Raw genomic sequence first — 23,466 nt, 5'->3', positions numbered from 1 at the left:
AGCGGTAAAGCCAGGAGTCCGGCGAGCAATTTTCTCCAGATCCACATCCTTGGACAGGGTTTTGCCGCGGGCATGGACATTCAGAATTTCTAGACGACCCGTGTAGTCAGGCCGATCTACCACCACCTGCCGGTCAAATCGACCGGGGCGCAGCAAGGCCGCATCCAGTACATCCGGACGGTTGGTAGCCGCGATGATGATGATGCCCGTGTTGCCCTCGAAGCCGTCCATCTCGGTCAGCAACTGGTTCAGGGTTTGTTCGCGCTCATCGTTGCCACCGCCGAGACCCGCACCCCGCTGACGACCTACGGCGTCAATTTCATCAATGAAGACAATACAGGGCGCATTGGCCTTCGCCTGCTCAAACAAATCGCGCACCCGCGAAGCACCGACGCCCACAAACATCTCTACAAACTCAGAGCCGGAAATGCTAAAGAATGGCACACCCGCCTCGCCAGCAACCGCCCGCGCCAGCAAGGTTTTACCGGTACCGGGAGGTCCGACTAGCAGTACACCTTTAGGAATTTTTGCCCCGACGGCGGTGAAGCGATCGGCATTCTTCAAAAAGTCCACCACCTCAGCCAACTCCAGCTTTGCCTGCTCAATCCCAGCCACATCGCCAAAGGTAACCTGGGTTTGCGGCTCCATCTGCACGCGGGCGCGGGACTTACCAAAGTTCATGGCTTGGCTACCCGGACCGTTCTGGGCACGGCGCAGCACAAAGAACAGCACCACCAGCAGCAGGAATGGAATCAGCAAGGTACTGAGCACCCTGGCCCAGACATTATCCTCTGCTTGAGGTGAAACCGAAATATCGACCCCATTGGTCTGCAAAATGTTGAGTAGTTCTGGATCGGCAGGCAGGTTGACCGCCACGCGCTGACCGTCACTGGTCGTCACCAATGCTCTAGAGCGATCGGCACTGATATTGACCTTCTCGACCTGACCCGTTTCGACCCGATCAATGAATTGACTATAGCGCCAAGAGGCTGTGCTCTGAGGCTGCCGGTCTAGCAGGGCCGTTGCTAAGAAAACGACCACTACCACCAGCAAGGCATACAGTCCTGCATTTCTCCACCGCTTATTCACCGAGGCTTTTCCTCCTAAAACTTTTCGTGCGAGGACAACTCATATTCTTAATCTGCTGAATTCAACGAGTTGAGCAAGCTAGCTGTCAGAGGAAAGAGAATGATTTAATCCAGCTCAAATTCAGGTGCGATCTCATGAATCAAGAACAATCAAGCAATTCAGTTGGAGCAGGCGCTGATAACTCTGATAAAAATTCTGGGATGAAAGCTGCTGCAATCAATCAGAACCCTAAGATTTCTCTAGAAGAGGCACGCAATGCTGCCGAGGGTAAAGCCAACAATGCTGCTGGAGGTCCTGCTTCTAGTACCGCAGAAGAGCATGTGCCCAGCACATCCGATCCCAATGCTTCAGATTTACCCAGCGCCAGGTAAACAGAATACGGCCTATGCGGCAATCTATGCGGCAATCAGTCGCTGTAGATAAATCACTGTAGATAATAAGTCCCAAGTAAGATGGTTATGATTATCGATTGGCTTAGGGTTGTCATTGGTCACGAGTTCTTCATGTAGGCAATCTCCCCCTACTGACCAATAGCAATTTGACTACTAGCCAATGACGATAGGCAATGATAGGCAAACCATGAGTCATTGATCACCTTCCCACAACTCATTTAACAGAATTCCTAAACACCTGATTCAGTTCACCACTTTTCACAATTTAGGCACGAAATAGGCAATAGGCAGTAGGAAGACTGAAATATGAGTAGGATCCCGTTATTACACCAGTATGTAGAAGCCGCCTGCAAACGGTTATTTGACCTATATCAGAGCGCTAGTACTTCATCCACGCTGCTGCCTGATCTGCTGCCAATTGCCATGAAGGAAATTGGCATCGTCTGTGAAGAGCTACAGATTGCCCTGAAGGAACTCAACCAACAAACCCAAAAAATTTCCGATACTCAGACTGAGGTCCAGGCAGAACGTCGGCGCTATCAGCATCTGTTTCAACTTTCGCCTGATGCTTACCTAATTCTAGATCAGGAAGGTAATATTCAAGAAATCAATCGGGCAACGGCAACGCTGCTGAACCTACCCCAATCATTTTTGGTCGGAAAGTCTTTCTTTTGTTTGGTTGCCAATGAAGATAGAGCCTTGCTAAAGGAAAAACTAGCCCAGTTAGCCCACCAACCCTGTGTTGAGCTTTCCCTGTCTGTTTCGCGCTATCCTACGGCCTTCTTTGACGCCGAGGGTGCAACAATAGGCCAATCTGCTGGCTAACTACTTTCAACAGCTCGCGCTCAGCTCGGTTCCAACTGCGGGTCGCCTCATGGCCGATCACCAGCAGTCCCTCAATCGGTTTACCAACCGATGTACTGCACACCAGCAGCGACCGCACCTGTAGGTCCAGAAAAAGCTGCCGCCACGCCATCAGCTTCAGATCCGATTCCAGATTCTCGATGCCAATTGCCTCGGTGCTACGCTCTAGCATTTGCCAATCGACCGGATTGAGGGTATCAAGGCAACCGACAATTGGCCGACGATTGGGAGCTTGCTGCTGGTAGCAAATCTCGAACTTTTTGCGGTCCGGATTGTAGAGCAAGACCAAGAGCCGTTCGGCTTTCAGGCGTTGCAGCAGTTGATCGGCACAGCGGTGCATGGTACTTTGCCAATCAGCTTCGCTGTAGAGGGCATGGGTCACCTCAGTTGTTAAGCTCTGATCTTGTTTGACCTGCTGAATCGTTGCTTCAATGTCTTCTAGTGGGGCAACTAGGGCCACCAGTTGGGCCACCCCACGCACATATTTCTTTTCCTCCTCGTGCCAGATACGGGCTTCTGTGCCTTCAACAGTTAAAAAGCCAAGCAACTCGCCCTGGAGCAGAATCGGAGCGGCAATCAAAGAACGGGCCTGGATTTGCTGCATCAGCCGTCCGGTTGCATCGGCTTTGAGGGAACTGCGGGCTTCTCCGATCGACACCACCTGATCGGCAGTTAAGGCTTGATAGAAACTTCCCAAATCCTGTACAGAAATCGGATTTTCGCCATTGTCGGCTAAGGTTGTAGCTTTGTCGCGATGGCTAGATCGCTGCCAAAAATAACGCTGTTGTGGCTTATACCAATAGATGCGGGTGCGGTCTGGGGCAATAAAACGATGGGTTGCTTCTACAACAGCTTCTAGACGTCTGTCCAGTGTGGGTAGGCTGCGCAACTGGGATAGCAAGTTCAATAACGGTTCATCGGGATGTTTGGTCAGCCGCCGCCGCTGCTCAACTTCTGCCTGGTAAAGCGCTTCGGCTAAACTGCCGAGAATCATAGTCAGACGGGCTTTTTCTTCGGCGTGGGGAGAGGTTCCCCAAAGTTGGGATCCTAGCAGCACCACCCCAAAACAACACAGCTTGTATGGCCACTCAACTTAGCCAATAGTTGAAACGTAGTGGTGTCCCAAATCGAAACCTCACCGTTGCTGTCGGCGCTGGCTAAAAAACGGCCATCTGAGCTAAAGGTAACTGAGAGGATATCGGTAAAGGAACGGGTAAAAACGGTTTTGGCAAAAGTAGCAGCAGCAAAGTTGACCTGATGCAGGTTTACCCCTTGCAAATCGGCATGCCAGATTGTCAAGTTCGAGAAATCATAGCCAGTCAAATCCAAATCGAGGCAACAGCAGAGATTGAGGAGATTACCCGCTCCATAACCCGATGTGTGAAAGTTGAGCTGGCGCAGCGTTTCTATTGATTTCGTTAAATGACAATGTATGGCATCGGTGCCGCCAAAGGCATGGGTTAGCTGTTCAGCAATCGGTTTCACAATTAGCCGCCGTTGACTTTCCCGGATATAGTCTTTCACGGTTGTTTTCATCCAGGCATGGGTCAAGAGCAGCCGAAATTCCTGATTGAACAACTCAGCCGTTACCTTTTCAATCAATCGATCAATAAAATACTCCATCACGACTGGTTGCTGCGTATAAGTACCCGCCTGCTTTTCAATTAATGAACGCCCATTCAGGTGCTCTAGCGCTTCCAGTAATCTTGGTTTAGAGATCACAGGAATAACATCGGTGTGTAATTCGGCTACACTTGTCCATTCTCGGTTAATAGCTAACCAGTACATAATGAAAGTTTCCAGCTCGGAGAGCCGCTCAAACTGCTGATCAAGCACGCGCCGAATACCATTAAAAACCAGCGTATCCTGATGCAGAAATGCGTCAATATCGCCATCAAATAATTCTTGGATCGATGTAGAGACAATTTTGACAGCTAGTGGACTATAGCCATACCGTTCACTCAGCTGTTGTTTTTGTGTAGAAGAACCAATCAATTGCTTCGTCTGCATGATTTCCCTTGCTGCCTCTGGGGAACCAGTGAGCTGCAACGTTCGCACAGCATTGCCTTCATAGGCTGCTACATCGACCGGTTTTTCGCGGCTGGTCAAAATCACACAGCTTTGATGGGCACTTTCGGCTACGGTCCGCAGCAGATCGCTGTACTGCTCATAGCCAGCCCGAAACTGGCCCACGCATTCCTGGTCGGATTGATACCAGGGCCGGATTGAGTACCGTAAGTTCCTTGAAATCCCCAGATGCGATCGCGTGCCACCTGCTCTTTCGTGATAATCAACTCCGCCAACGAGATAATCTGATTCATCTCCGCTTTCTGAGCCGGATCAGCCAAATTGTCGCGCCAGCGCTCTAGCAGACGTACATAGGTTTCAGGGTTGTTTGAGCCTCGCTTATCCCAAACAGCAGTACTCATAACTGCATTGGCCTTGAAGTCCCGCATGCTATTCACAAAGGCAGCAGGAGGCCGAGTCGCTGTCGGAATTTGATTGACCTCAGCAGCCGTAATCAGGCCATCAGCGATATGGTCAATCACCCGGATACGGCCTCTGAGTCCTGCGCTATACCTGGGGTCAGCCAGAAGGGCATTGTTGACCGTCAGTTCGGTCGCAGTTGGATCTGCTGGGTCAATTATTTCGGCGTCCGTAAAGCCTGCTAACTCCCGCAAGGGGCCGGGGCTGGTTTGTGTCCCCCGGGTTGGATCAAGAGCAGGTTTTACATTGTAGACGTTCAGTTTCTCTAGGTAATCCAGGTTGTAGGCCAACATGCCCAGCGTACAGGCTGCTGTGTGCAGCGTAGTTTTGTCAGCCGGACTGAGACGGTCGTAGCTGGTGCCACCATCAAGAATTCGGAACACCTGCCGCAGCATCGAGAAGTCACCCCACATGGCGTAACTGGGATAGGGGTTGACTTGTCTAGCTTGATCCCTGGGCCTAAACGAAGGAGCACCACCGTTCGGATCGCCTGCAAAGTAAGCCAGGTTTCTCAGCGCCTTCATCAACGCACTGTTCGGATTCCTGAAATCATCCAGTTTGGGGGTTTCAAATTCCCAGCCGTTGGTACCGCGCCCACGGAAAAAGTCGCTAATGATCAGCGGGTTAGGTTGATCGGTGTAGCCAGGAATAGCATTAGCCGGTAGCCCAAACGCCAAGTTTTCGAAGGTGGCGCTGCGGTCAAGTGTCGTGGGTGTACCAGGGTGAACGGTGGTCACCAAGCAGGCATCGGGAAAGTCGCGGGCATCAGCGTTGGTGTCGGTGGCATTGTGGTAGACCGCCGTAGCCTGCACTGCCGCTAGGTTATCCCAGAGAGTTTTGCGCTGCCGCTTTTCGTTACAATCTGACGGGGCGAAAAATTGCCATCGGGCAGGTGGAAGTGGGGCGTCCGGCTCAGCTCGGGTTGGACAAGGCGGCCAATACCAACTCGGTAGTGCGGGTGCAGCGCTTGTTTGTCCGTAATAACTCAGCCCAGCCCAATGACTATGTAGACAGTCACGCGGCCCGAGTTGCCAGCATCATGGTTAGCCAAGACAAGCGGCTGCGGGGTGTTGCGCCGGGTGCGATGCTCTACTCTTCGGCGATTGGTAACGATCCAAATGGCGGGCAGCCGCAGGAATGTGTGGCGACGCAAACCGTGGCCAACCAAAACGGTGGCGATGTGCGGGCAATTAACTTCAGCTTTGGTGAATCCCTCAGGCGCGATCCGCGTCCCAAGCCTGTACTCGACGGCAACGCTCTGCTGACCCAATGCGTAGACTGGTCTTCGCGCGTACACAATGCCCTTTACGTGATTTCCGGCAACCAGGGCCGGGGCGGCTTTCCGATTCCCACCGACACCTTCAACGGCATGACGATTGCCAACTCGATGACACTGATTCCGAATACGGGCGTTTTCGATAAAGTCGATTTTTTCAGTCTAGGCAGTGAGCCGACCTTCGTGATTGGCCGCGATCCCGCTACCGAACGGAATGTGGGACCCAGACGCTCGGTTACGCTCGTCGCTCCGGGGCGGGCCATCGCCACCTTCAAGCCCGATGGTTCCGTGGCTCCTCCCGATACAGGCGGCACCAGCTTTGCCTCTCCCCATGTCACGGCTACAGTGGCACTGCTGCAAGAATATGGCGACCGGATGATTCGCCAAGGCATGGCTTCTAACCGTTCTACCCCGCAATGGACCCTGATGGCGCGTCAGCAAGAAGTCATGAAGGCTGTGTTGATGAACTCGGCGGATAAACTGCAAGACACAGGCGATGGGCTACTGCTAGGGATGAGCCGCACCTTACGCAACATTGCCAACCGCACCTGGCTAGAATCGGATGCCTACCGCGACCCCAAACTACCGCTGGATGCCGAAATGGGTACGGGTCATCTGAATGCCTACCGCGCCTTTGAGCAGTTCAAATCAGGACAGTGGAGTCCGACAGCGCTGGTGCCCCCAATTGGCTGGGATTACCAAACGGTGGATGTTTCAGAAGGCAACGACGGCATCTCCATGCTGCAAACCCACCCAGACATCGACATCGTGCTGATGGACGTGATGATGCCTGAGATGGACGGCTACCAGACCATGCAAGCGATTCGCCAGATGGAGCAGTTTGCCTCGCTGCCGATGATTGCCCTCACCGCCAAAGCGATGAAAGGCGATCGAGAAAAATGCATCGAAGCCGGAGCCTCCGACTACATCACCAAACCCGTAGACACCGAGCAACTGCTATCGTTGCTAAGAGTCTGGCTTTATCGGTGAGTCCATGTCTCTTAAGTCGCCTAAAACCTACCCGAACGAACTGGAAGAGGTTGAAATCCAGCTCTTGCTAGAGGGGGTGTATCGCTACTACGGATTTGATTTCCGCGACTATGCGATCGCCTCCCTGCGCCGCCGGATCTGGAACGCGGTGCGGGCTGAAAAACTAGCCACCATCTCGGCCCTGCAAGAAAAGGTGCTGCATGACCCCGAATGCATGGAGCGCTTTTTGATGGGGCTTTCGGTGAATGTCACGGCCATGTTCCGCGACCCTGGCTTTTATGTTGCCTTCAGGGAAAAAGCCGTGCCTCTGCTGCGCACCTACCCATTCATTCGCATCTGGCATGCGGGCTGCTCTACCGGCGAAGAGGTGTACTCGATGGCAATTCTGTTAGCAGAAGAAGGGCTGTATGATCGTTGCCGCATCTACGCCACCGACATGAACGAAGCTGTCGTGCGGCAGGCCAAGGCGGGAATTTTTCCGCTTGATTTGATGCAGGAGTACACCCAACTCTACCTCCAGGCTGGGGGGAAGTCCGCCTTTTCCAACTACTACACGGCCGCCTACAACAATGCGATTTTCCGTTCGTCCCTCAAAGCCAACATTGTTTTCTCCCATCACAATTTGGTCACCGATGCGTCCTTTAATGAGTTCAACGTCATCCTCTGCCGCAATGTCTTAATTTACTTCAACCAAGTTTTGCAAGAGCAGGTGCATAAGCTGCTGTATGAAAGCCTGCGCATGTTTGGGGTGCTGGGTTTGGGGCGACAGGAAACCCTGAAGCTGACTCCGTTTGAGCATTGTTATGAGGAACTGGACGCCCAGGAAAAGCTCTACCGGAGGATTGCCTAATGCGCTCCCAGCCCGACAGGTCTGGCGGATGTTGTCCGGCTCCAGATCAAGCCGCGGCGTCGCCGCGCGCGGCGCCCCCATCGCCTCGCCCGGAGCCTCGAGTTCCGCATACGCCAGTCCGCGCTCGCTCATGCCGCGCTCCCCGTTGCCTCACCCTGGCGACGCACCGTCTCCACCGACGCCAGCAGCACGTGCAGCCCCAGGTACACCAGCTCCACCCCGGCCACCGAGATCGTCACCTCGCCCTTGAGCACCGCGCCCTTGTGCAGCAGCCGATCGAGCGCCTCGCACAGCGTGATCCCCTCCCCGGCCGCGCCGTCGCCCGCCGACACCAGTCCCCCGCGACTCGTCCCGTGCGCACCGGCCATCTTCCCCTCCTCACGCCGCCCGTCCCTGCGCCGCCGATGGTCCGTACAGCCCGCGAGCCAGCGGCGTCAGACCCTCCAGCCCGCGCGGATCGCCCACCCGGTGCACCACCACCCGCGGAATCCCGGGGAACGACGCGTCGTACCTCGCCCGCACCCCGGCCTCGCGCCGACGCAGCGCCCCGGCCAGCCCAGATTCCGAGCCGCCGCTGCTCGGCGCGATCGTCCCATCCTCGGGAGACGTCGCAAGGTTCAGAAAGATCGTGTCCACCCCGACGCCCATCCTCCCAAGCGCCGACACCAGGTCCTCGCACTCCGCGTGCGCCATCGACGTCAGGATCGACACCACACGCACCCCGCACCGCGAGCGATCGGTCAGCATCCCACGCAGCCGCTTCAGACCTCGGGAGATCTCCACCAGCCTCGCCTGAAGCCGAGGCAGACGGAACACCCTGTCATACTTGATGAACACCGCAAAGAGGCCGCTCAGCCACGGCTGGATCACCTCGGGCAGCTCCAGAAGCCGCAGCATGTGCCCCGTCGGCGCGGTGTCCACCACGATCGTGTCGTACCAGGGCGACCCATCCGGCCCACGACGCTCGAGCTGCTCCAAGATCCGCAGCAGCGCCATGCACTCGTCCAGACCGGGCGGCGCCAGGTCGAGCAGCCGCTCCATCGCCTCACGGTCCAGCGACGCATCGACACTCCGGAACATCGAGTCGAGCACGCCCTCGAGCTCCTCGCGGTACGTCTCACGCAGCGCCGCGAACTCTGCCCCGGCGTCCACCTCCATCGCAACGGAGCTACCAGTCTGAAATCAGTACTTCTCAAAACTTCACGCAAGCTGCCAAAGATATCAAAGCCTTACTTGATCAGCTTTCGCAAGAGTACCCTAATACCGCGCTCGTTGGAGCTAAAGCAATTGAGGAAGTTGAACGCAACCCCACGCTCAAGTCTCGAATCATCAATGCCTTAAAAGAAGGTGGAACCACAGCACTTGAAAAGCTCGTTGATCATCCGGCAGCCAATATCATTATTGCAGCACAGAGGATTACTACATCGACAAACTAGAAGAAATCATTGGTATTCTGCTGAGTATGGTCAACGTATAGCCTCTAGCTTTGAGTGTTTAGTGAAAAGAGTGTTTAGTGAAAACGGTAGAATCTCTCGATTGCAAAATTGAGCTATTGAACGGAGGATCAATCATGCGGTTGACCTATTCAATCGTCACTGCCCTGCCAGCTCCATAAACACCTTTTGAGCATTGATCTCCGCAGCAAGTGAGCGTGGGCGACGTTGCACATAGCGTCCGGTAGATTTTAGCTCCCAGGCATAGCGGTTATCGGCTAGTAATGTACCCAGAATTTCCTGCAAATCCTTGGCCAACGAAGGGTCATCAACCGGGGCAATCACCTCAATACGACGGTCAAAGTTGCGCGTCATCCAGTCGGCGCTACCAATGTAGGTTTCGCCTGCGCCTCGGTTGTGGAAATAGAAGATGCGAGAATGTTCCAGATAGCGGCCCACAATACTAATTACGTTGATATTTTCACTCACACCCGCGATACCCGGAGATAAACAGCAAGTTCCCTGGACAATTAAGTCAATTTTCACGCCCGCTTGTGAGGCTTCGTAGAGAGTTTTAATCATCTGCGGATCTACCAAGGCGCAAAGTTTGGCGACAATCCGCGCAGGGTATCCCTGCTGGCAGTGCTCGCTTTCTCGATGAATTAACTGAATCAACTGATCGCGTAAATTTACCGGAGCGACGAGCAGCTTGCGATAGCGTCGTTGACGAGAATAACCGGTCAGATAGTTAAACAGTTCAGACAAATCCGTGCCCAAATCCTCACGGCAGGTGAGTAAACCCACATCCGTATACAGGCGAGCCGTGCGGGGGTTGTAATCACCGGTGCTGATATGGGCATAGCGCTGAAGGAGCCACCAATGGATAGGAAGCTAGAGACGACTCTTGATGCTGAGAGGCCAGTCGTCTTAAAAACGCGCAGCACAGAGGGCCGGTCATCGTCGGGGAGGCCGCAATGAACAGGACAGGAAATCACTGATTAGCCCTGGCGTCCTGAACCGCTGCATAAAACAGAATTCCGGTTAAAGGAATGGCAAGGGCTAAAATCACACTTGTCACCACACTTCCCAACTGCGGCTGCCCCGAGGAAAGCTCAAAAATTGAACCGACTGCTGCGATTGCGGCAATACAGGAGCCAGCTAAAAATACACCACTCTTTGGAGTCACCAGTGATCCTACCCTATAGAAACGAGCTAAAGGTCTTTATAGCTATCGAACCACAAAAGCTCCAGTCCCGCTAGAGCAGTCCTACCCAATCAGACTGGTCATGACAGAAAAGCAGCTACTACGACTATGGCACTAGACTTCTAAACTGGTTTAACCGCAGAAACTGCAAAACCGTGCTTCGTCAACTCCTGATTGCGAGATAAGGTATTCTCAACCCGATCCACAAACATGACACCATTCAAGTGGTCAATTTCATGTTGAATTACCCGAGCCAGTAAGCCCTCCGCTTTAATTTTCTGCGGTCTGCCCTGCTCGTCTTTGAAGGAAACTTCGATTTCCTCAGGACGGGTCACGTCCAAGAACACCTGCGGCACACTCAAGCAGCCTTCCTGGATCACACAAGTTTTCTGACTAGTCTTTGTAATCACCGGATTGATCAGAACCAGGGCTGGTGCCTCCGGCTTGTCCAGTTCACAGTCCACAACAATGATCTGCTTATTAACGCCGACCTGGGGCGCAGCTAGGCCAATGCCATCTTCGCTGTACATGGTTTGCAGCATCTGACGAGCTAAACGTCGGATTTCGTCGTCAATTTTAGTGACTCGCTTAGCGGGCTGCCGCAGCACTCGATCCCCTAAATAGTGCAGTTGTAAAGGGGGGTTGGCCAACTTTTTCTTTTCCACCAGAACTTGAGCAGTCATGACCTTAGTGACTCGCCGATAATTGTAGATTTCTGTTGAATTTTGTATCCTTCTCCATCATAGTGAATCATACCCGTTCCATCCAAAAAACTGCTGAAACACGGGTGAACGAAAAAAAGCGCGGTGGCAAGCGGACAATTTCTTCCACGGTTTGCGCCGCATGGGGAATCTGAAACGCCTGCGCTACCGCCTGCGCTTTGTCCAAATTTCGGTGGTAGACTGCTACAACCTCTGTACGATGGTGAATTTGCAAGCCGGGAATGTGAATTTTCTGCCCAAAGCCGGTACCAACGACAGCAACACCAATTCGAGAATCTGCCATGCCTGATTTAGTCCAATCATCAGAGCGATCGTACAGCAGAACAGGAGTCAGGAGTCAGGAGCCAGAAGTCAAGAGCCAGAAGTCAAGAGCCAGAAGTTAGAAGTCAGTAGGATTTCACTACGCATGACTGTAGATACTCGCTTCGGCAACACAATTATGACAAAACATCATGACATTCAATATTGCTGACACAGTTGATAACATTGCACTGCGTCAACAGCCGAAAGATTGCGATGGCTCAATAATGCTAAGGTGCAGTGTCCCTCCAAAAGCATCAGGTTTCAAACTAAGCGGTCCACCTCTGGGCGTTTTAGGCGCTTCTTTACTAGAGCTTCACAACAATCGGGTTTCGACTTCACAAAAGCCATGTTACCGATCGGTAAAGTTATGTATACCTTTGTTGCTCTTCCTTTGGACATGGCCAAATGCTACTGAGAATTGATGGAGAAAAGGTATTGCTGATGGTGGTGGTAGTCAGCCTGGTGTTTCTGGTGGGGCAGGCTCAGGCACGATTGGATGTGTGCCGCAGTATGGGGCAGAAAACCTTAAGTTGTGTGCTTCAACTAAACTAGGTTTCATTTCAGCTCCTGGCAGTGTTCGAGCTAAAAGCGGTCGAACCCAGAATTTTCTGGACCGACATCCTGTTGGGGGTTGAAGTTCGGGATTCCCTCCAGTCCAGTTTTAGCACTCGATCGACTTGAGTGCTAAAGTCTACAGTGGAGAGATCGGAACCGAAATCTATGCCCAAAATTGTTGTATTTGATGAAGAATCGCGTCAGGCGTTGGAGCGTGGTGTTAATGCCCTAGCCGATGCGGTGCGGATTACTCTGGGACCTAAAGGCCGCAACGTTGTTCTGGAGGCGAAGTATGGTGCCCCTCAAATCGTGAACGACGGCATCACGATTGCCAAAGAAATTGAGCTGGAAGATCCGTTGGAAAATACGTTTTTGCCGGGTCCGGTGTTTGCCAATGTGCTGCTAACCGACGAAATTAACCGGGCAACGCCCCGCACCCAGTCTGCCTTGCTGGAAGTAATGGAAGAACAGCAGGTGACGATTGATGGGGTTTCGCGCCATGTGCCGCGGCCATTTTTTGTAATTGCCACCCAAAACCCGGTGGAATATCAGGGCACGTTCCCCCTCCCCGAAGCCCAAATGGATCGGTTTGCCCTTTCCTTTAGTTTGGGCTATCCCAGTGCCGAAGAGGAATTGCAGATGTTGCAGCGATTGCAGCAGGGCACGACTGTAGAGGAACTGACGCCCTGTATTTCGTTAGCCGATGTGCAAACCCTACGGCAGCTCTGTGCTCAGGTACGGGTGGAAACTCATTTGCAACAGTACATGCTGGAACTGGTGCGGGCAACCCGTCAGGATGAAGAGGTGATTTTAGGCGTCAGCCCGCGCGGTACGGTTGCCTTACAGCGAGCGGTGCAGGCCCAAGCCTTTCTAGACGGACGCGATTTTGCTATTCCCGACGATGTCAAATTCTTAGCGCCTTATGTGTTGGCCCATCGCCTAATTACCACCGGCAACCAGAAAAGCAAACTGGTGATCGAACGCCTGCTGCATTCGGTACCAATTCCGTAGTGAGATTTAGATGAATAGCAGTAGCGGTTGGCTAGAGTTGCCATTGGGATCTGGAAATAGTTCTGTGACGCTTCGTTGCCTGACCCACCCGCAGATGAATCGCTGGCTAATGAAGCAAGTGCACTATACGCTTGCGTTCTCCTGACTCCTCCCCTATCTAACTTCTCCCAGCATCAAAAACTGCCCAGACGCATTAATATAGCGCCACTGGTCACCTGTCTGTACCCAAGCCCAACCCTCCGAGAAGGAACCCACCTTGTCGAATTGAGGCGCAATTTGTAGCTTGCCGGTCGGGTCGATGAAGCCAACCTGATTGTTGACTGTCACAGCGGCTAGCCCTTCCGAAAAATCAGCGGCGAAGTCAAATTGAGGTGGCACAGCTAGCTGGCCAGTTTTGTCGATGTAGCCCCATTTGTTGCCCACTAAGACAGCAGCCAGTCCTTCGGAGAAATCAGAGGCGAAGTCGTAGCGAGGAGGAATCACGGTTTTGCCTTGCCGATAAGCAGGTTGAGCCTGCACAATCGTAGCCACGCGCTCATACTGGCTAGCTTCTCCACCCAGACCGCCCCAAAAATCAGGAGTGAGTACCTCGATCTGCGTGTCTGGGTTAAGTTGGCGAATCGCGGTCATGGTTTGCACAAACCAACCGGCTCCTTGATCGGGCAGATCATCCCGAGCCACCGAGGTGAGCACTACATAGCGCAACCCCAGTAACTCAACGGCCTCGGCGACCTTGCGGGGTTCATCGGGGTCGAGCGGCATGGGAGCATGGCCTTTATCCACCTGACAAAAGGCACAGGCGCGAGTGCAGGTCGGTCCCATCAGCAAAAAGGTGGCCGTGCCCTGGGCGTAACATTCCCCTCGATTGGGACAGCGCCCCTCTTCGCAGATCGTGTGAATCTGGCGCTGCTTGATGATTTGTTGCACCGTGGAGATTTCGCTGGCTTTGCCAATCGAACGTCGCAACCAATCAGGCAATTCTACCAGCGCTCGGCGATTGGTTAATTCAGAAGACGAGGTGTCAAAAGACTGCATTGAACTATCTAGAGTTGCTATTGGTATACGGCTGCAATTTGAGAGATAGGATTCTTAATCTCAGGGGAATAGTAATACTGGCAATAGCTTTATGTCTCAGGCTAAGATGCGAGCTACGCCGGTTCTGCTTCCTATCCACTGAAGAAAATAATTCAATGGAAATTACACTAGGTTAAGGTTAACTGAGAGATACCAGCAATCCAACAGGATGCACTTAACCAAAGCTTGCTAAATTCCAGCCTCAAGTTTTGCAATTACTGCAACCAGTTTCTTTTACTCTCAGAAGTTAATAATATCTAGTGTAAGTGAAGCTGCTTCTTTTCGTTCCCACACCAATCGTTCCTACACCAACCCGAGGAGTCCACCGTGGCAAGTCAAAAAATCCTGGTTATCGATGACAGTCGCGTCATCCGCAATATGGTAAGGGACATGCTGCCGAAAGGAAATTTCCAGGTTCTGGAGGCGAAGGATGGCGTTGAAGGCATCAATTGCATTCGTCAAGAACGTCCCAATTTGATTATGTTAGATTTTCTACTGCCTCGCATGAGCGGCTGGGAAGTCTTTCAGCAAATTCAGTCGCAGGCCGATCTGCAAAAAATCCCTTTGGAGCGCATTTCTCATCCATTATCTCCGTTCTTTGTCTGCCAATTTTCCTGTAGAGTACGCCTTCCCGGTTCGCGCCTGGAAGGTTTATTGCATTTGGACGGGTTCGGGATGCGTTACCAAATCAACCATGCTCAACCGGCAATTTATGATTACCTTGTCAAGCCGACCGCCTATCAGACAAGCAAAGCTGTCTACCCAACTGCTCCGCAGCAGCAGGCTACCACCCATCCACCCATAGATGTCGCGCCTTCCCCCATGGGCACTCTAGCAACAACACCGCAATCTCTAAACCTATGCTGTCGATTCCCACTAAAACTCTACAGGCCGACCCGTTACCCGGTTTGATGCCGTCGTCAGTTGCTCTTGTTGTTGGCGATTTGTCTAAAAGCGGAGCTGGCCGCTGGGGTGGGGCGGTGCGTCCATTTTTGTTAGCTCAGGCGCTTCAGAAATTGGGCTGTCGGGTCAAACTGGTCGGGTTCACCTTTGGCGATCAAGCTGCGATTTCCTCAACGGCTGATCTAGAAGTTATTACAGTACCAGGCAAGCCTTACCCTCAGTTTTGGCAATCGATACGGCAACTCTGGCCCCACTTAGACGGGGATTTGATCTACGCCTACAAACCCAAACCCACTAGCTTTGGCGTAGCACTGTGGCACCATCTCCTCAAACACAAGCGTCCCCTGCTACTGGACATCGATGACTGGGAACTGAGTTGGCACGGTGGAGATGCCTATCGGTATCAACCCTCCCTGAAGCATCTGGTCCGCGATATCGCTAAATCCGATGGGGCCTTACGCCAGCCCGATCATCCCCTCTATTTACGTTGGATGGAAAAGCTGGTCTCTCGCGCCGATGTGATCACAGTTCACACTCAGTTTCTGCAACAGCGGTTTGGTGGCATCTCGATTCCCAATGGCAAGGATACGGCCCTGTTCAATCCGGAGAATTACGATGCAACAGCTCTAAAGCAGCGCTACGGATTAGCTACCTATCGCGTCTTGATGTTTCCCGGTGCCCCTCGTCCCTACAAAGGCGTCGAGGATATCTTGCTGGCATTGGATAGCTTGAACGAATCAGATTTGCGTTTGGTGATTGTGGGAGGCAGTCCCTACGATAATTATGATCAGCAGTTGATGCAGCGCTGTCCTGTACTTAGTATGGTTATAGGTTCGTTCGGATAGCGGTGCTCCTTCCATCACGGCTATCCAGATTTGATTGACCAGAAAAAACTTTTCCCTCGCAATCGAGAATGTTGCTTCTCCGCTCGCATAAACCTGTTTCGCATCGAAGATAGTAGTGAGCAATTGGGTCATGCGGTCGAGATCACGCACGATAAACGTAATGTGGCTCAGCCCTTCAATCATGGCTATTCATCACTTTAATTTATGATTCTGACAAAAAAGAATATTTGCTTGTATGAGTCAACCTCTATAAATTGAGACTGTAGCACATGCAGTTGTGTAAGAGGCAAGTTATCCAGCAGCGACTTGTTCTTGCCTAATCCTACTGATTAAACAAATCAGTGATCCCCAAAATTGATGAGGAATAACAATGAATTGGTTGATTGGCTCATTAGTCACCGGCATTGCCGTCGCTTTTGCCACTACATTCGATGACAATATCTACCTGACCCTGTTCTTCGGTAAAGTCAACCGTTTCTTTCGCCCCCGGCATGTGATTGTGGGTGAGTTTCTCGGCTTCACAGCACTCGTGGCGATCAGCTTAGTGGGCTTTCTAGGTGGCTTAGCAATTTCACCTATTTGGATTGGACTGCTGGGGTTTCTACCAGTGATGATTGGCATTAGTCATTTGTTGAGCCGCGAACCAGAAGAGACAATTCAAACCGTTTCAGTCAATCTCAACACCAAGCCAACCTCCGGCAGACCCAGCCATGCCAAGCAAACCCTCTGGGAAACCATCCGTGATCCACAAACCTACAGGGTTTCTGCTGTAACAATCGCCAATGGTGGCAACAATGTAGGTATCTATATTCCCTTATTTGCTAGCAGTACTCTCCCAAACCTAGCCATTATTCTGCTCGTTTGTTATTTCACGGTTGGAGTCTGGTGTTTTATGTCTTATCACCTGACTCGCCAACCCGCAATTGCGTTTGTAATGGCGCGCTATGCTCGGAAAATCTTTCCGTTTATCCTGATCTGGTTGGGATTTTCGATTGTGGTTGAGAATCAGTCCTATCGTTTGTTGTTACCAATCTAATCGTGACGGCCACTAATTTCGACAGCCACTATAACTGATACTGTTCTCGTTTCACCTTCCAGCCAAATGCGCTTTGATGGCTTTGGCCAAGATGCTCGCGACTGGCGGCCAACCCAAATGGCAAAGTAGGCGTCTAGGTAGAGATCTGTGAGGGCAAGGGTTTGGCGATTAAACTGAACCGCCAGATGACGAGTTGAGCTAGTTTGGTGTTGGAACAACCACCATTTCAAGCTCCCCCCACTGCTTAAAAGCAATAGCATGGTGATTAAAAACCATCGCCTCGATGAGCTAGCTAGCAATCCGGTCTGGACATTGAAGATCTGAGCTTTGAAATTGGGCATGAACCATTCCGCACCAAGCTAAGCGAGCTGAATCCTTCCACTAGAAAAGGTGGGCGTGATTAGAATTCCCGCATCGCTGCACTTGGAAACGAGCCTGAGCTGGGCAGCCGCAAACCTTCAGATTTACTTTGCAATGAGCAGACACTTGGAAACAAAGGCCCTCGGAATCTATGATAGAGATAGAGGCATATACCGCTGCCGCTCGCTCACGGCTTGTAATTTGCTGCTGTTGAGACAACAGAGGACATCCGATTCGGTATGGTCAAAACGATTGACATTCAGGGATTTCCCCACACCTACGAGCTTTCTGCACCCACTGGCTCCCCTGTTGTTTTGGTCTTTATTCACGGTTGGCTTTTGAGCCGTGCCTATTGGCAGCCCGTCATCGAACGCTTATCTCCTCTCTATCAGTGCTTGGCTTATGATTTGCGGGGATTTGGCGAGTCCCAACTCGATGCGATCAAGCAGGCCAACGTTGGAACTAGTCTAGAGACTAGCGTGGCCGCTAATTTGGCAGAACGGGTAACGGTAGGAGCAGCAGCTAAAAGTCCGCCTAGTCTAGCTTGGGAAGTTAAAACCACAATCTCAGCACCAACCACGGCACATTATACGCCTGCGGCCTATGCCCAGGATTTAAACCTACTGCTGCAGCAACTCGATATTCGCAAAGTCTGGTTGATTGGTCACTCGTTGGGTGGAAGCATTGCCCTCTGGGCTGCCGATCAAGCTCCCCAAACCATTGACGGCGTAATCTGCGTCAATTCAGGTGGCGGCATTTATCTAAAAGAAGAATTTGAGCGATTTCGCACCGTGGGCAAAATGCTGGTGAAACTGCGTCCCCGTTGGCTCAGCTATTTCCCCCTGCTGGATTTGGCCCTTCGCAGATTGTAGACCACAGCAGCTTTACCTGGATGGACCAGAAATGGAAAAATATTCCATTAGAGAAAATGGTGATATACGAGCTGCATGTCGGTACATTCACGCCGGAAGGAACGTTTGAGGCGATTATTCCCCGAATTCCAGAGTTATTAGAATTAGGCGTCAACGCGATTGAGCTAATGCCGATTGCCCAGTTTCCGGGCGAGCGCAACTGGGGCTACGACGGTACCTATCTGTATGGCGTGCAGTATTCCTACGGCGGCGTCAATGGTTTGAAACAGCTCGTCAATGCCTGTCACCAGCAGGGAATGGCTGTTTTTCTCGATGCGGTTTACAACCATTTTGGCCCAGAAGGCAACTACATCGGCTGCTACGGCCCCTACTTCACGAACAAGTACAAAACGCCCTGGGGCTGCGCGATCAATTTTGATGATTCCTACAGTCATGCCGTGCGGAATTTCTTTATTCAAAACGCACTTTACTGGTTCCGTGAATATCACATTGACGCCCTTCGCCTAGACGCCACCGATCACATTCTGGATCACGGTGCCAAACACTTTTTGCAGGAGTTGGCGGAAGCGACCGAGGAGTTTTCGCAGCAGCAGGGACGCAAATTCTACCTCACTGCCGAGTGCGATCTGAATGATGTCCGCTGGGTACGTTCACGAGAAAAGGGCGGCTTTGGCCTCGATGCTCAATGGAACGATGAATTTCATCATGCCCTGCATGCTTTGTTAACCGGAGAGCGTAACGGATATTACCTAGACTTTGGCGATTTAGATCACATGGTCAAAGCCTACACGCACAACTTTGTATACACGTGGAATTTCTCTAAAAATCGCCAGAAATATCACGGTTCTGATCCCTGCGACTGTTCACCCAATCAGTTTGTCGTGTTTAGCCAGAATCATGACCAAGTTGGTAATCGCATGTTGGGCGAGCGGCTGTGTCACTTGGTTTCCTTTGAGGCCCAGAAGCTAGCTGCAGCAGTTTACCTAATCTCTCCGTCAATTCCGCTAATTTTTATGGGCGAGGAATACGGCGAAACCGCTCCATTTCAATATTTTGTCAGCCACGGCGATCCCGATTTAGTAGCAGCCGTGCGCAAAGGTCGAAAAGAAGAGTTTGCAGCGTTCGCAGAACTGCGGCAGCGGGTGGCAGCCATGGCAGTGCAAAAGGCAGAGGCTCACCTGAGAGAGCAAATGGGTGAAGACTCGCAACGTCAATTGATCGACCGCAGTATTGCCATGATTGGAGGTTCGTGATGCAATCTACTCTGACCCTTAGCGAAATTGCTGAACCTTACGCCCAAGCGCTGATGTCGGTGGCGCAGTCCAACAACCTGACCGACGCATTTGGCGACGACACCAAGGCTCTGCAAGCCCTGTTGGCGGAATCTGAGGATCTCAAGTTCCTAGTCACCAGTCCGATCATCGATTCCGAGAAGAAAAAGGCGGTGATTCGTCAGATCCTGGGCGAGCAGATTCATCCCTACATGCTGAATTTCCTGCTGCTGCTGGTAGATCGAGGGCGGATCATGTTGTTGCCTCAGGTGTGTGAGCAATACCAGTCCCTGCTGCGGCAGTTGAAACAGACCGTATTGGCAGAAGTGACCTCAGCCGTTGAGCTGACACCTGAGCAGCAAGAGGCGATTAAGCAAAAGGTGATGTCAACCGTGCAAGCTAGTCAGGTGGAGTTAGCAACTCGCGTCGATCCCGATTTGTTGGGCGGCGTCATCATCAAGGTTGGTTCTCAAGTGTTTGACGCCAGCCTGCGCGGTCAGCTCCGGCGCATCGGTATCCGGTTAGGAGCACCAGCCTAGCCAGCATGTTTGAGTTCTAAGTTGGTTCCAGCACTCATTAACCCATTTAGCGAGAGGACTTATGGCAATTAGTATTAGACCCGACGAAGTTAGCAGTATTATCCGGCAGCAAATCGAGCAGTACGACCAGGAAGTCAAGGTTTCCAATGTGGGTACCGTGCTGCAAGTCGGTGACGGGATTGCCCGCATCTATGGCCTAGAGCAAGTGATGGCCGGTGAACTAGTCGAGTTTGAAGATGGCACAGTCGGCATTGCCCAAAACCTGGAAGAGGATAACGTCGGTGCCGTATTGATGGGCGATGGCGTCAATATTCAGGAAGGCAGCTCGGTAACGGCAACGGGCCGGATCGCGGCGATTCCGGTGGGCGATGCGCTGATCGGTCGCGTAGTAGATGCCTTGGCGCGTCCGATCGATGGTAAGGGTGATATCCAAACCAGCGAAACTCGTTTGATTGAGGCAACCCGCTTGGTCGGTTCGGGAGTTTGGGTCGTCGGGGAATTAGTCATGCTTACCTCAGGCACAATAGGCACAATTTTGTTTAGGCACAATTTTGTTTTGGGGATGCTTACTCAACTCGCCGCACCATCAGTCTATCAAGCTGGACTCTGAACCTGATTCGTGAACTCTAGTCGGGTTACTAGTTGACAAGAATTAAGCAAATTTGTCAAGTCCTGTTTATTACAAAATTCGGCTGAATGAAAACTTTCGTGAGGGGGTGTGCTGAAACCGGTTCAAGTTGTTATACAAGAAATAGAGCGAATTCATGAATTTTTAAGAACGATCAGGTGAAGTAGCTCAGGCAGGTAGGTCTGCAACAGCATACTCCTTACCTGTTGTCAGTTTTGATTCTGGGCGAAAAATCGATCGGATGGTGTGTTGGGTGATCGCTGAATCTGGAATTGCAAAATCGGGATTGCTAGGTCTCGTGGCAGCTAGTCATGCAATTGCTACCTGCTACAGCCAATGGTTTTAGCTATATGCCGGTGGCCTTAGTGGTGTAGCCCTATCGGTAGCCGTTAAGTGTTTGCTAGTCCCCGATCAGGCTAAAAATTGTTTTTTCTTCAACTTAATTCTTTAACTGATAAAGTTCTGAGTCCGTCCGGCTGCTGGTTTGCGGTCAGTTTTGTTTACGCTTTTTTACACCTTTTACACCTTTTACGCCTTGCTAGCCCTCTCTCGCCAACCGCCTATGACGTCATCGTCCCATTCCCATCCCTTCGATCCGCTAAATAGCCCCTATCCCGTTCCTTGGAATTGGGTGACAGCAATGATGGCTGAAACGGTGGCTTCCTCCACTCCGGTATTTCGCTATTACCGCAGCCAATCGTTGATTTCTCCCAATGGGGACTATGCCGCCTACAGCCGCATTCAACTTCAACTTTCAAATAGCTTTACTCAGAACCGGATTGCCAGTATTCTCTTCGTTGAAAATTTACAGACGGGAGAACTGCAAACCATTACTCCGGCGGCTCCATTCGCAGATAACCCCTTTGTTGCCGATGCGGTTTTAAATCAACCGGGAACCATTGCCATGCTCATACCTGTGGCTTGGTCAGAGCGGGGCGAACGTCTGCTGGCCCGCGAGTTTGAGTCTATGTTTGGCTATTCGTTTGATTTGCAATCTGGCTTACAAACCCATCATCCGAGTCAGCAAACCTATGCTTATCGAGTGGCCGCAGCCAATTCGGCTGTTCCTCTAGCCCTCTCAGCTTGGTTGCCCGATGTGCAGACCTGCCTCCAGTTAGAGTTGCTTTCGTCTTCCCAGTCTAGGCAGCCCGTTCTTCTCCCAGGCCAGCTCCAACAGCTTGCTCACTTGGCTCAGCAGGTGCAAACCGAGTTGGGCATGCCCTTGGCGTTGGAGTGGATGCTGGAGGCTGATTCTACCCCAGCTCCGTTTCGTCTCGTTCAGGTGATGCCCCAGTTTGGCTCTCTCCGCCGGTCGGGGACCCAGTTTCGACCCAGTAGTGCCTTATCCTCCCAACATCGCCTGATCGGGTTGGCTGCTGCCCCTGGAAAAACCGTTGGAACGGCCTGGTTAATGCAATCAGATACTGAACAGCCTACTGATTTGGAGACCATACCCGCAGGAAGTATTGTGATCACTGCGATGGTTACACCAGAGCAAGTGAGGCGGCTGCAGCAAGTGGCAGGCATTGTCACAGAACAGGGCGGAATGACCAGCCATGCGGCAATTTTGGCGCGGGAGTTGAGCATCCCGGCAGTGGTTGGGGTCGAGCAGGTCACCCACCTGATCCATCCGGGGGAACGAGTTGCCATCGATGGTGATCAGGGCGAGGTCTATTGGGGCGACTTCAATTTACCGTCTGATTGGCAGAAGCCCTCACATAGTGAACCACTGGCTGTTTTTGCAACTCCTCGCGCAAATGCCGATTTTTTAACGACTGGGCAAACAAAACTGGCTCAGCCGCGCACCTTTCGAACTCGTCTATTTGTCACCCTCAGCCAGCCAGAGCATTTGGCAACTGTAGCGACTCTGCCAGTTGACGGTGTGGGATTGTTGCGCTCCGAGCTGATGTTGCTCGATCTGTTCGAGCAAAGGCATCCAGAAGTTTGGTTACGCCAGCAGCCAATCAGCGAAATTATCGAGCAGATCAGCCAACGGATTCAGCCATTTGCTGCCGCGTTTATGCCCCGTCCTGTCTTTTATCGCTCTCTGGATTTGCGCTCGCATGAGTTTTCGGCGACCGCTTCAGAAGCCCCTCCCCATCCCATGCTCGGCCTGCGCCACCCACTAGGGCCGGAGCCGCAAAAATTTCGCCAGCAGGCAGCACCCGAAACACAGTTTCCTTACCAGTTTGAGATACCCGCGTGATTTGCAAAACACCACTGAGCACAACATAGAGCCGAGGTGGCAGTGGATCGCCTGCCTGCATCACCACTTCTCCAGGCTGATAGAAAGACAAAGCCGTTGCAACTCGCAACTGCTCTAAGTCGGTATTCCCTAGATCCCGCAAAACCGAAATCTGCTGGAGTTGGGCAATTGAGGCTTGCATGGTCGGTGGGTGGATGAGTGGATGGGTGGATGGGTGAATGAATGGGTGCTAGCTTCGGGTCACCATCAGCACAGCTCAAACCGTTGCTTAGATATTTTATAAATATTTTAGGTTTACCCAATCAGCAGGATAGAACGATGTTTAAACAAACTGCAGCAATCCTTGATCGGATCTGAACGGGGTGCAGGGGTGGAACCCCTGTTCACAATCAATTTGTGAATGCTGTAGAAATGATTTCAACCAGACACCACAGGAAGTTAAACGGGATAAATTAATCAGTAACTGATGAGTTACTCGGTGTTTTATGAATTCTTCAGCTTGATTGTTCAACTGAATGTAATACCATAATCAGAAGAATATCAACTATAAATCCAA

24 protein-coding genes and 4 pseudogenes are annotated in these 23,466 nt (G+C 52.0%); 15 read left to right on the top strand and 13 right to left on the bottom strand.

The window, feature by feature from the left end; genetic code table 11:
- Positions 1-3: 3 nt before the first annotated feature.
- Positions 4-1,089: pseudogene (locus tag JVX88_RS35525) on the bottom strand (ATP-dependent metallopeptidase FtsH/Yme1/Tma family protein); the annotation flags it as partial.
- A gap of 134 nt (positions 1,090-1,223) precedes the next feature.
- Here JVX88_RS35525 and JVX88_RS35520 point away from each other — a divergent pair.
- Both JVX88_RS35520 and JVX88_RS35515 read left to right on the top strand, forming a co-directional pair.
- Entirely contained in the window at positions 1,224-1,460 is a 237-nt protein-coding gene (locus tag JVX88_RS35520) for a hypothetical protein (RefSeq protein ID WP_211623701.1), read from the top strand.
- Between the two features lie 327 nt (positions 1,461-1,787).
- A complete protein-coding gene (locus JVX88_RS35515) occupies positions 1,788-2,306 on the top strand; it encodes a PAS domain-containing protein (protein ID WP_211623699.1) in 519 nt (172 codons plus the stop codon).
- Here the strand turns inward: JVX88_RS35515 and JVX88_RS35510 are convergent.
- The 3 genes from JVX88_RS35510 to JVX88_RS35500 are packed head-to-tail and all read right to left on the bottom strand — an operon-like array spanning position 2,254 to position 5,644.
- Positions 2,254-3,402 carry a GAF domain-containing protein gene (locus JVX88_RS35510; protein WP_211623697.1) on the bottom strand — a complete coding sequence of 383 codons (1,149 nt, stop codon included), beginning with the start codon at positions 3,400-3,402 and terminating at the stop codon, positions 2,254-2,256. The two genes, JVX88_RS35515 and JVX88_RS35510, sit on opposite strands and share 53 nt — an antisense overlap.
- Positions 3,393-4,538 carry a WD40 repeat domain-containing protein gene (locus JVX88_RS35505; protein ID WP_211623689.1) on the bottom strand — a complete coding sequence of 382 codons (1,146 nt, stop codon included), beginning with the start codon at positions 4,536-4,538 and terminating at the stop codon, positions 3,393-3,395. Before JVX88_RS35505 ends, JVX88_RS35510 begins: the two co-directional genes overlap by 10 nt.
- Complete coding sequence (locus JVX88_RS35500; RefSeq protein WP_211623687.1) at positions 4,484-5,644, bottom strand: hypothetical protein; 1,161 nt, start codon at positions 5,642-5,644, stop codon at positions 4,484-4,486. The genes JVX88_RS35505 and JVX88_RS35500 overlap by 55 nt, the downstream gene beginning before the upstream one ends.
- A gap of 86 nt (positions 5,645-5,730) precedes the next feature.
- Between JVX88_RS35500 and JVX88_RS35495 the strand changes: the two genes are divergently transcribed.
- Complete coding sequence (locus JVX88_RS35495; RefSeq protein ID WP_263975413.1) at positions 5,731-7,098, top strand: response regulator; 1,368 nt, start codon at positions 5,731-5,733, stop codon at positions 7,096-7,098.
- 4 nt (positions 7,099-7,102) lie between these two features.
- The gene (locus tag JVX88_RS35490; RefSeq protein WP_211623685.1) at positions 7,103-7,948 is read left to right on the top strand and encodes a CheR family methyltransferase; all 846 of its coding nucleotides are present in this window, start codon (positions 7,103-7,105) and stop codon (positions 7,946-7,948) included.
- Between the two features lie 128 nt (positions 7,949-8,076).
- Here the strand turns inward: JVX88_RS35490 and JVX88_RS35485 are convergent, their stop codons facing one another.
- The 6 genes from JVX88_RS35485 to JVX88_RS35460 form a co-directional block, all read right to left on the bottom strand.
- Positions 8,077-8,316 (bottom strand): gas vesicle protein, encoded by a 240-nt coding sequence (locus tag JVX88_RS35485; protein WP_211623683.1) that lies wholly within the window; start codon positions 8,314-8,316, stop codon positions 8,077-8,079.
- A gap of 10 nt (positions 8,317-8,326) precedes the next feature.
- Positions 8,327-9,106 carry an ArsA family ATPase gene (locus tag JVX88_RS35480; protein WP_211623675.1) on the bottom strand — a complete coding sequence of 260 codons (780 nt, stop codon included), beginning with the start codon at positions 9,104-9,106 and terminating at the stop codon, positions 8,327-8,329.
- 434 nt (positions 9,107-9,540) lie between these two features.
- Positions 9,541-10,266, bottom strand: coding sequence for a phospholipase D-like domain-containing protein (locus tag JVX88_RS35475; protein ID WP_211629048.1), 726 nt, complete (start codon positions 10,264-10,266; stop codon positions 9,541-9,543).
- Between the two features lie 106 nt (positions 10,267-10,372).
- On the bottom strand, positions 10,373-10,567 hold the full coding sequence (locus JVX88_RS35470) for a hypothetical protein (protein ID WP_036005230.1): 195 nt from the start codon (positions 10,565-10,567) through the stop codon (positions 10,373-10,375).
- A gap of 140 nt (positions 10,568-10,707) precedes the next feature.
- Positions 10,708-11,268, bottom strand: coding sequence for a peptide deformylase (gene def, locus JVX88_RS35465; protein WP_211623673.1), 561 nt, complete (start codon positions 11,266-11,268; stop codon positions 10,708-10,710).
- 67 nt (positions 11,269-11,335) lie between these two features.
- A complete protein-coding gene (locus JVX88_RS35460; protein ID WP_317134572.1) occupies positions 11,336-11,590 on the bottom strand; it encodes a Gfo/Idh/MocA family oxidoreductase in 255 nt (84 codons plus the stop codon).
- Between the two features lie 425 nt (positions 11,591-12,015).
- On the opposite strand from JVX88_RS35460, the gene JVX88_RS35455 reads away from it, so the two are divergent.
- The 3 genes and pseudogenes from JVX88_RS35455 (at position 12,016) to JVX88_RS35450 (ending at position 13,176) form a co-directional block, all read left to right on the top strand.
- Positions 12,016-12,162 (top strand): hypothetical protein, encoded by a 147-nt coding sequence (locus JVX88_RS35455; protein ID WP_158672995.1) that lies wholly within the window; start codon positions 12,016-12,018, stop codon positions 12,160-12,162.
- Positions 12,163-12,330: 168 nt separating this feature from the next.
- Positions 12,331-12,534: pseudogene (locus JVX88_RS43695) on the top strand (TCP-1/cpn60 chaperonin family protein); the annotation flags it as partial.
- Positions 12,523-13,176, top strand: a complete 654-nt coding sequence (locus JVX88_RS35450; RefSeq protein WP_317134685.1) for a MoxR family ATPase — start codon at positions 12,523-12,525, stop codon at positions 13,174-13,176. The pseudogene JVX88_RS43695 and the gene JVX88_RS35450, both read left to right, overlap by 12 nt.
- Positions 13,177-13,329: 153 nt before the next feature.
- Here JVX88_RS35450 and JVX88_RS35445 read toward each other — a convergent pair whose 3' ends face one another.
- Entirely contained in the window at positions 13,330-14,211 is an 882-nt protein-coding gene (locus tag JVX88_RS35445) for a lipoyl synthase (protein ID WP_211623663.1), read from the bottom strand.
- A 366-nt stretch (positions 14,212-14,577) separates the two neighbouring features.
- Between JVX88_RS35445 and JVX88_RS40150 the strand changes: the two genes are divergently transcribed.
- Complete coding sequence (locus JVX88_RS40150) at positions 14,578-15,162, top strand: PleD family two-component system response regulator (RefSeq protein WP_225931295.1); 585 nt, start codon at positions 14,578-14,580, stop codon at positions 15,160-15,162.
- A complete protein-coding gene (locus JVX88_RS35435) occupies positions 15,111-15,998 on the top strand; it encodes a glycosyltransferase (RefSeq protein ID WP_263975412.1) in 888 nt (295 codons plus the stop codon). Before JVX88_RS40150 ends, JVX88_RS35435 begins: the two co-directional genes overlap by 52 nt.
- On the opposite strand, the pseudogene JVX88_RS44810 reads toward JVX88_RS35435, so the two are convergent.
- Positions 15,966-16,181: pseudogene (locus JVX88_RS44810) on the bottom strand (FosX/FosE/FosI family fosfomycin resistance thiol transferase); the annotation flags it as partial. The gene JVX88_RS35435 and the pseudogene JVX88_RS44810 sit on opposite strands and share 33 nt — an antisense overlap.
- A 187-nt stretch (positions 16,182-16,368) precedes the next feature.
- On the opposite strand from JVX88_RS44810, the gene JVX88_RS35430 reads away from it, so the two are divergent.
- The 6 genes and pseudogenes from JVX88_RS35430 to JVX88_RS41555 all read left to right on the top strand — a co-directional run.
- Positions 16,369-17,034: a cadmium resistance transporter gene (locus JVX88_RS35430; protein ID WP_211623661.1), complete on the top strand. Its 666-nt coding sequence runs from the start codon at positions 16,369-16,371 to the stop codon at positions 17,032-17,034.
- Positions 17,035-17,633: 599 nt separating this feature from the next.
- Entirely contained in the window at positions 17,634-18,266 is a 633-nt protein-coding gene (locus JVX88_RS35425; protein WP_211623659.1) for an alpha/beta fold hydrolase, read from the top strand.
- Positions 18,218-19,519, top strand: coding sequence for a malto-oligosyltrehalose trehalohydrolase (treZ, locus tag JVX88_RS35420; RefSeq protein ID WP_263975410.1), 1,302 nt, complete (start codon positions 18,218-18,220; stop codon positions 19,517-19,519). Before JVX88_RS35425 ends, treZ begins: the two co-directional genes overlap by 49 nt.
- Positions 19,519-20,076: an ATP synthase F1 subunit delta gene (gene atpH, locus JVX88_RS35415; protein WP_211623656.1), complete on the top strand. Its 558-nt coding sequence runs from the start codon at positions 19,519-19,521 to the stop codon at positions 20,074-20,076. Before treZ ends, atpH begins: the two co-directional genes overlap by 1 nt.
- Positions 20,077-20,137: 61 nt before the next feature.
- Positions 20,138-20,686, top strand: a complete 549-nt coding sequence (locus JVX88_RS35410) for a hypothetical protein (RefSeq protein ID WP_317134571.1) — start codon at positions 20,138-20,140, stop codon at positions 20,684-20,686.
- Positions 20,687-21,266: 580 nt separating this feature from the next.
- A pseudogene (locus JVX88_RS41555) lies at positions 21,267-22,811 on the top strand (PEP-utilizing enzyme); the annotation flags it as partial.
- Here the strand turns inward: JVX88_RS41555 and JVX88_RS44805 are convergent.
- Positions 22,723-22,971, bottom strand: a complete 249-nt coding sequence (locus JVX88_RS44805) for a cyclic nucleotide-binding domain-containing protein (RefSeq protein ID WP_410503819.1) — start codon at positions 22,969-22,971, stop codon at positions 22,723-22,725. The pseudogene JVX88_RS41555 and the gene JVX88_RS44805 overlap by 89 nt on opposite strands.
- Positions 22,972-23,466: the final 495 nt, after the last annotated feature.

It is taken from the genome of Leptolyngbya sp. 7M (assembly GCF_018128485.1).
This window is presented reverse-complemented; position numbering and strand designations above follow the sequence as displayed.

Bases quoted from the DNA above. Each gene is read 5' to 3' on its own strand.
- JVX88_RS35520 (WP_211623701.1), top strand. From the start codon at position 1,224: ATGAATCAAGAACAATCAAGCAATTCAGTTGGAGCAGGCGCTGATAAC.
- JVX88_RS35515 (WP_211623699.1), top strand. From the start codon at position 1,788: ATGAGTAGGATCCCGTTATTACACCAGTATGTAGAAGCCGCCTGCAAA.
- JVX88_RS35490 (WP_211623685.1), top strand. From the start codon at position 7,103: ATGTCTCTTAAGTCGCCTAAAACCTACCCGAACGAACTGGAAGAGGTT.
- JVX88_RS35485 (WP_211623683.1), bottom strand. From the start codon at position 8,316: ATGGCCGGTGCGCACGGGACGAGTCGCGGGGGACTGGTGTCGGCGGGC.
- JVX88_RS35480 (WP_211623675.1), bottom strand. From the start codon at position 9,106: ATGGAGGTGGACGCCGGGGCAGAGTTCGCGGCGCTGCGTGAGACGTAC.
- def (WP_211623673.1), bottom strand. From the start codon at position 11,268: ATGACTGCTCAAGTTCTGGTGGAAAAGAAAAAGTTGGCCAACCCCCCT.
- JVX88_RS35460 (WP_317134572.1), bottom strand. From the start codon at position 11,590: ATGGCAGATTCTCGAATTGGTGTTGCTGTCGTTGGTACCGGCTTTGGG.
- JVX88_RS35455 (WP_158672995.1), top strand. From the start codon at position 12,016: ATGCTACTGAGAATTGATGGAGAAAAGGTATTGCTGATGGTGGTGGTA.
- JVX88_RS35445 (WP_211623663.1), bottom strand. From the start codon at position 14,211: ATGCAGTCTTTTGACACCTCGTCTTCTGAATTAACCAATCGCCGAGCG.
- JVX88_RS35435 (WP_263975412.1), top strand. From the start codon at position 15,111: ATGCTGTCGATTCCCACTAAAACTCTACAGGCCGACCCGTTACCCGGT.
- JVX88_RS35430 (WP_211623661.1), top strand. From the start codon at position 16,369: ATGAATTGGTTGATTGGCTCATTAGTCACCGGCATTGCCGTCGCTTTT.
- JVX88_RS35425 (WP_211623659.1), top strand. From the start codon at position 17,634: ATGGTCAAAACGATTGACATTCAGGGATTTCCCCACACCTACGAGCTT.
- atpH (WP_211623656.1), top strand. From the start codon at position 19,519: ATGCAATCTACTCTGACCCTTAGCGAAATTGCTGAACCTTACGCCCAA.
- JVX88_RS35410 (WP_317134571.1), top strand. From the start codon at position 20,138: ATGGCAATTAGTATTAGACCCGACGAAGTTAGCAGTATTATCCGGCAG.
- JVX88_RS44805 (WP_410503819.1), bottom strand. From the start codon at position 22,971: ATGCAGGCAGGCGATCCACTGCCACCTCGGCTCTATGTTGTGCTCAGT.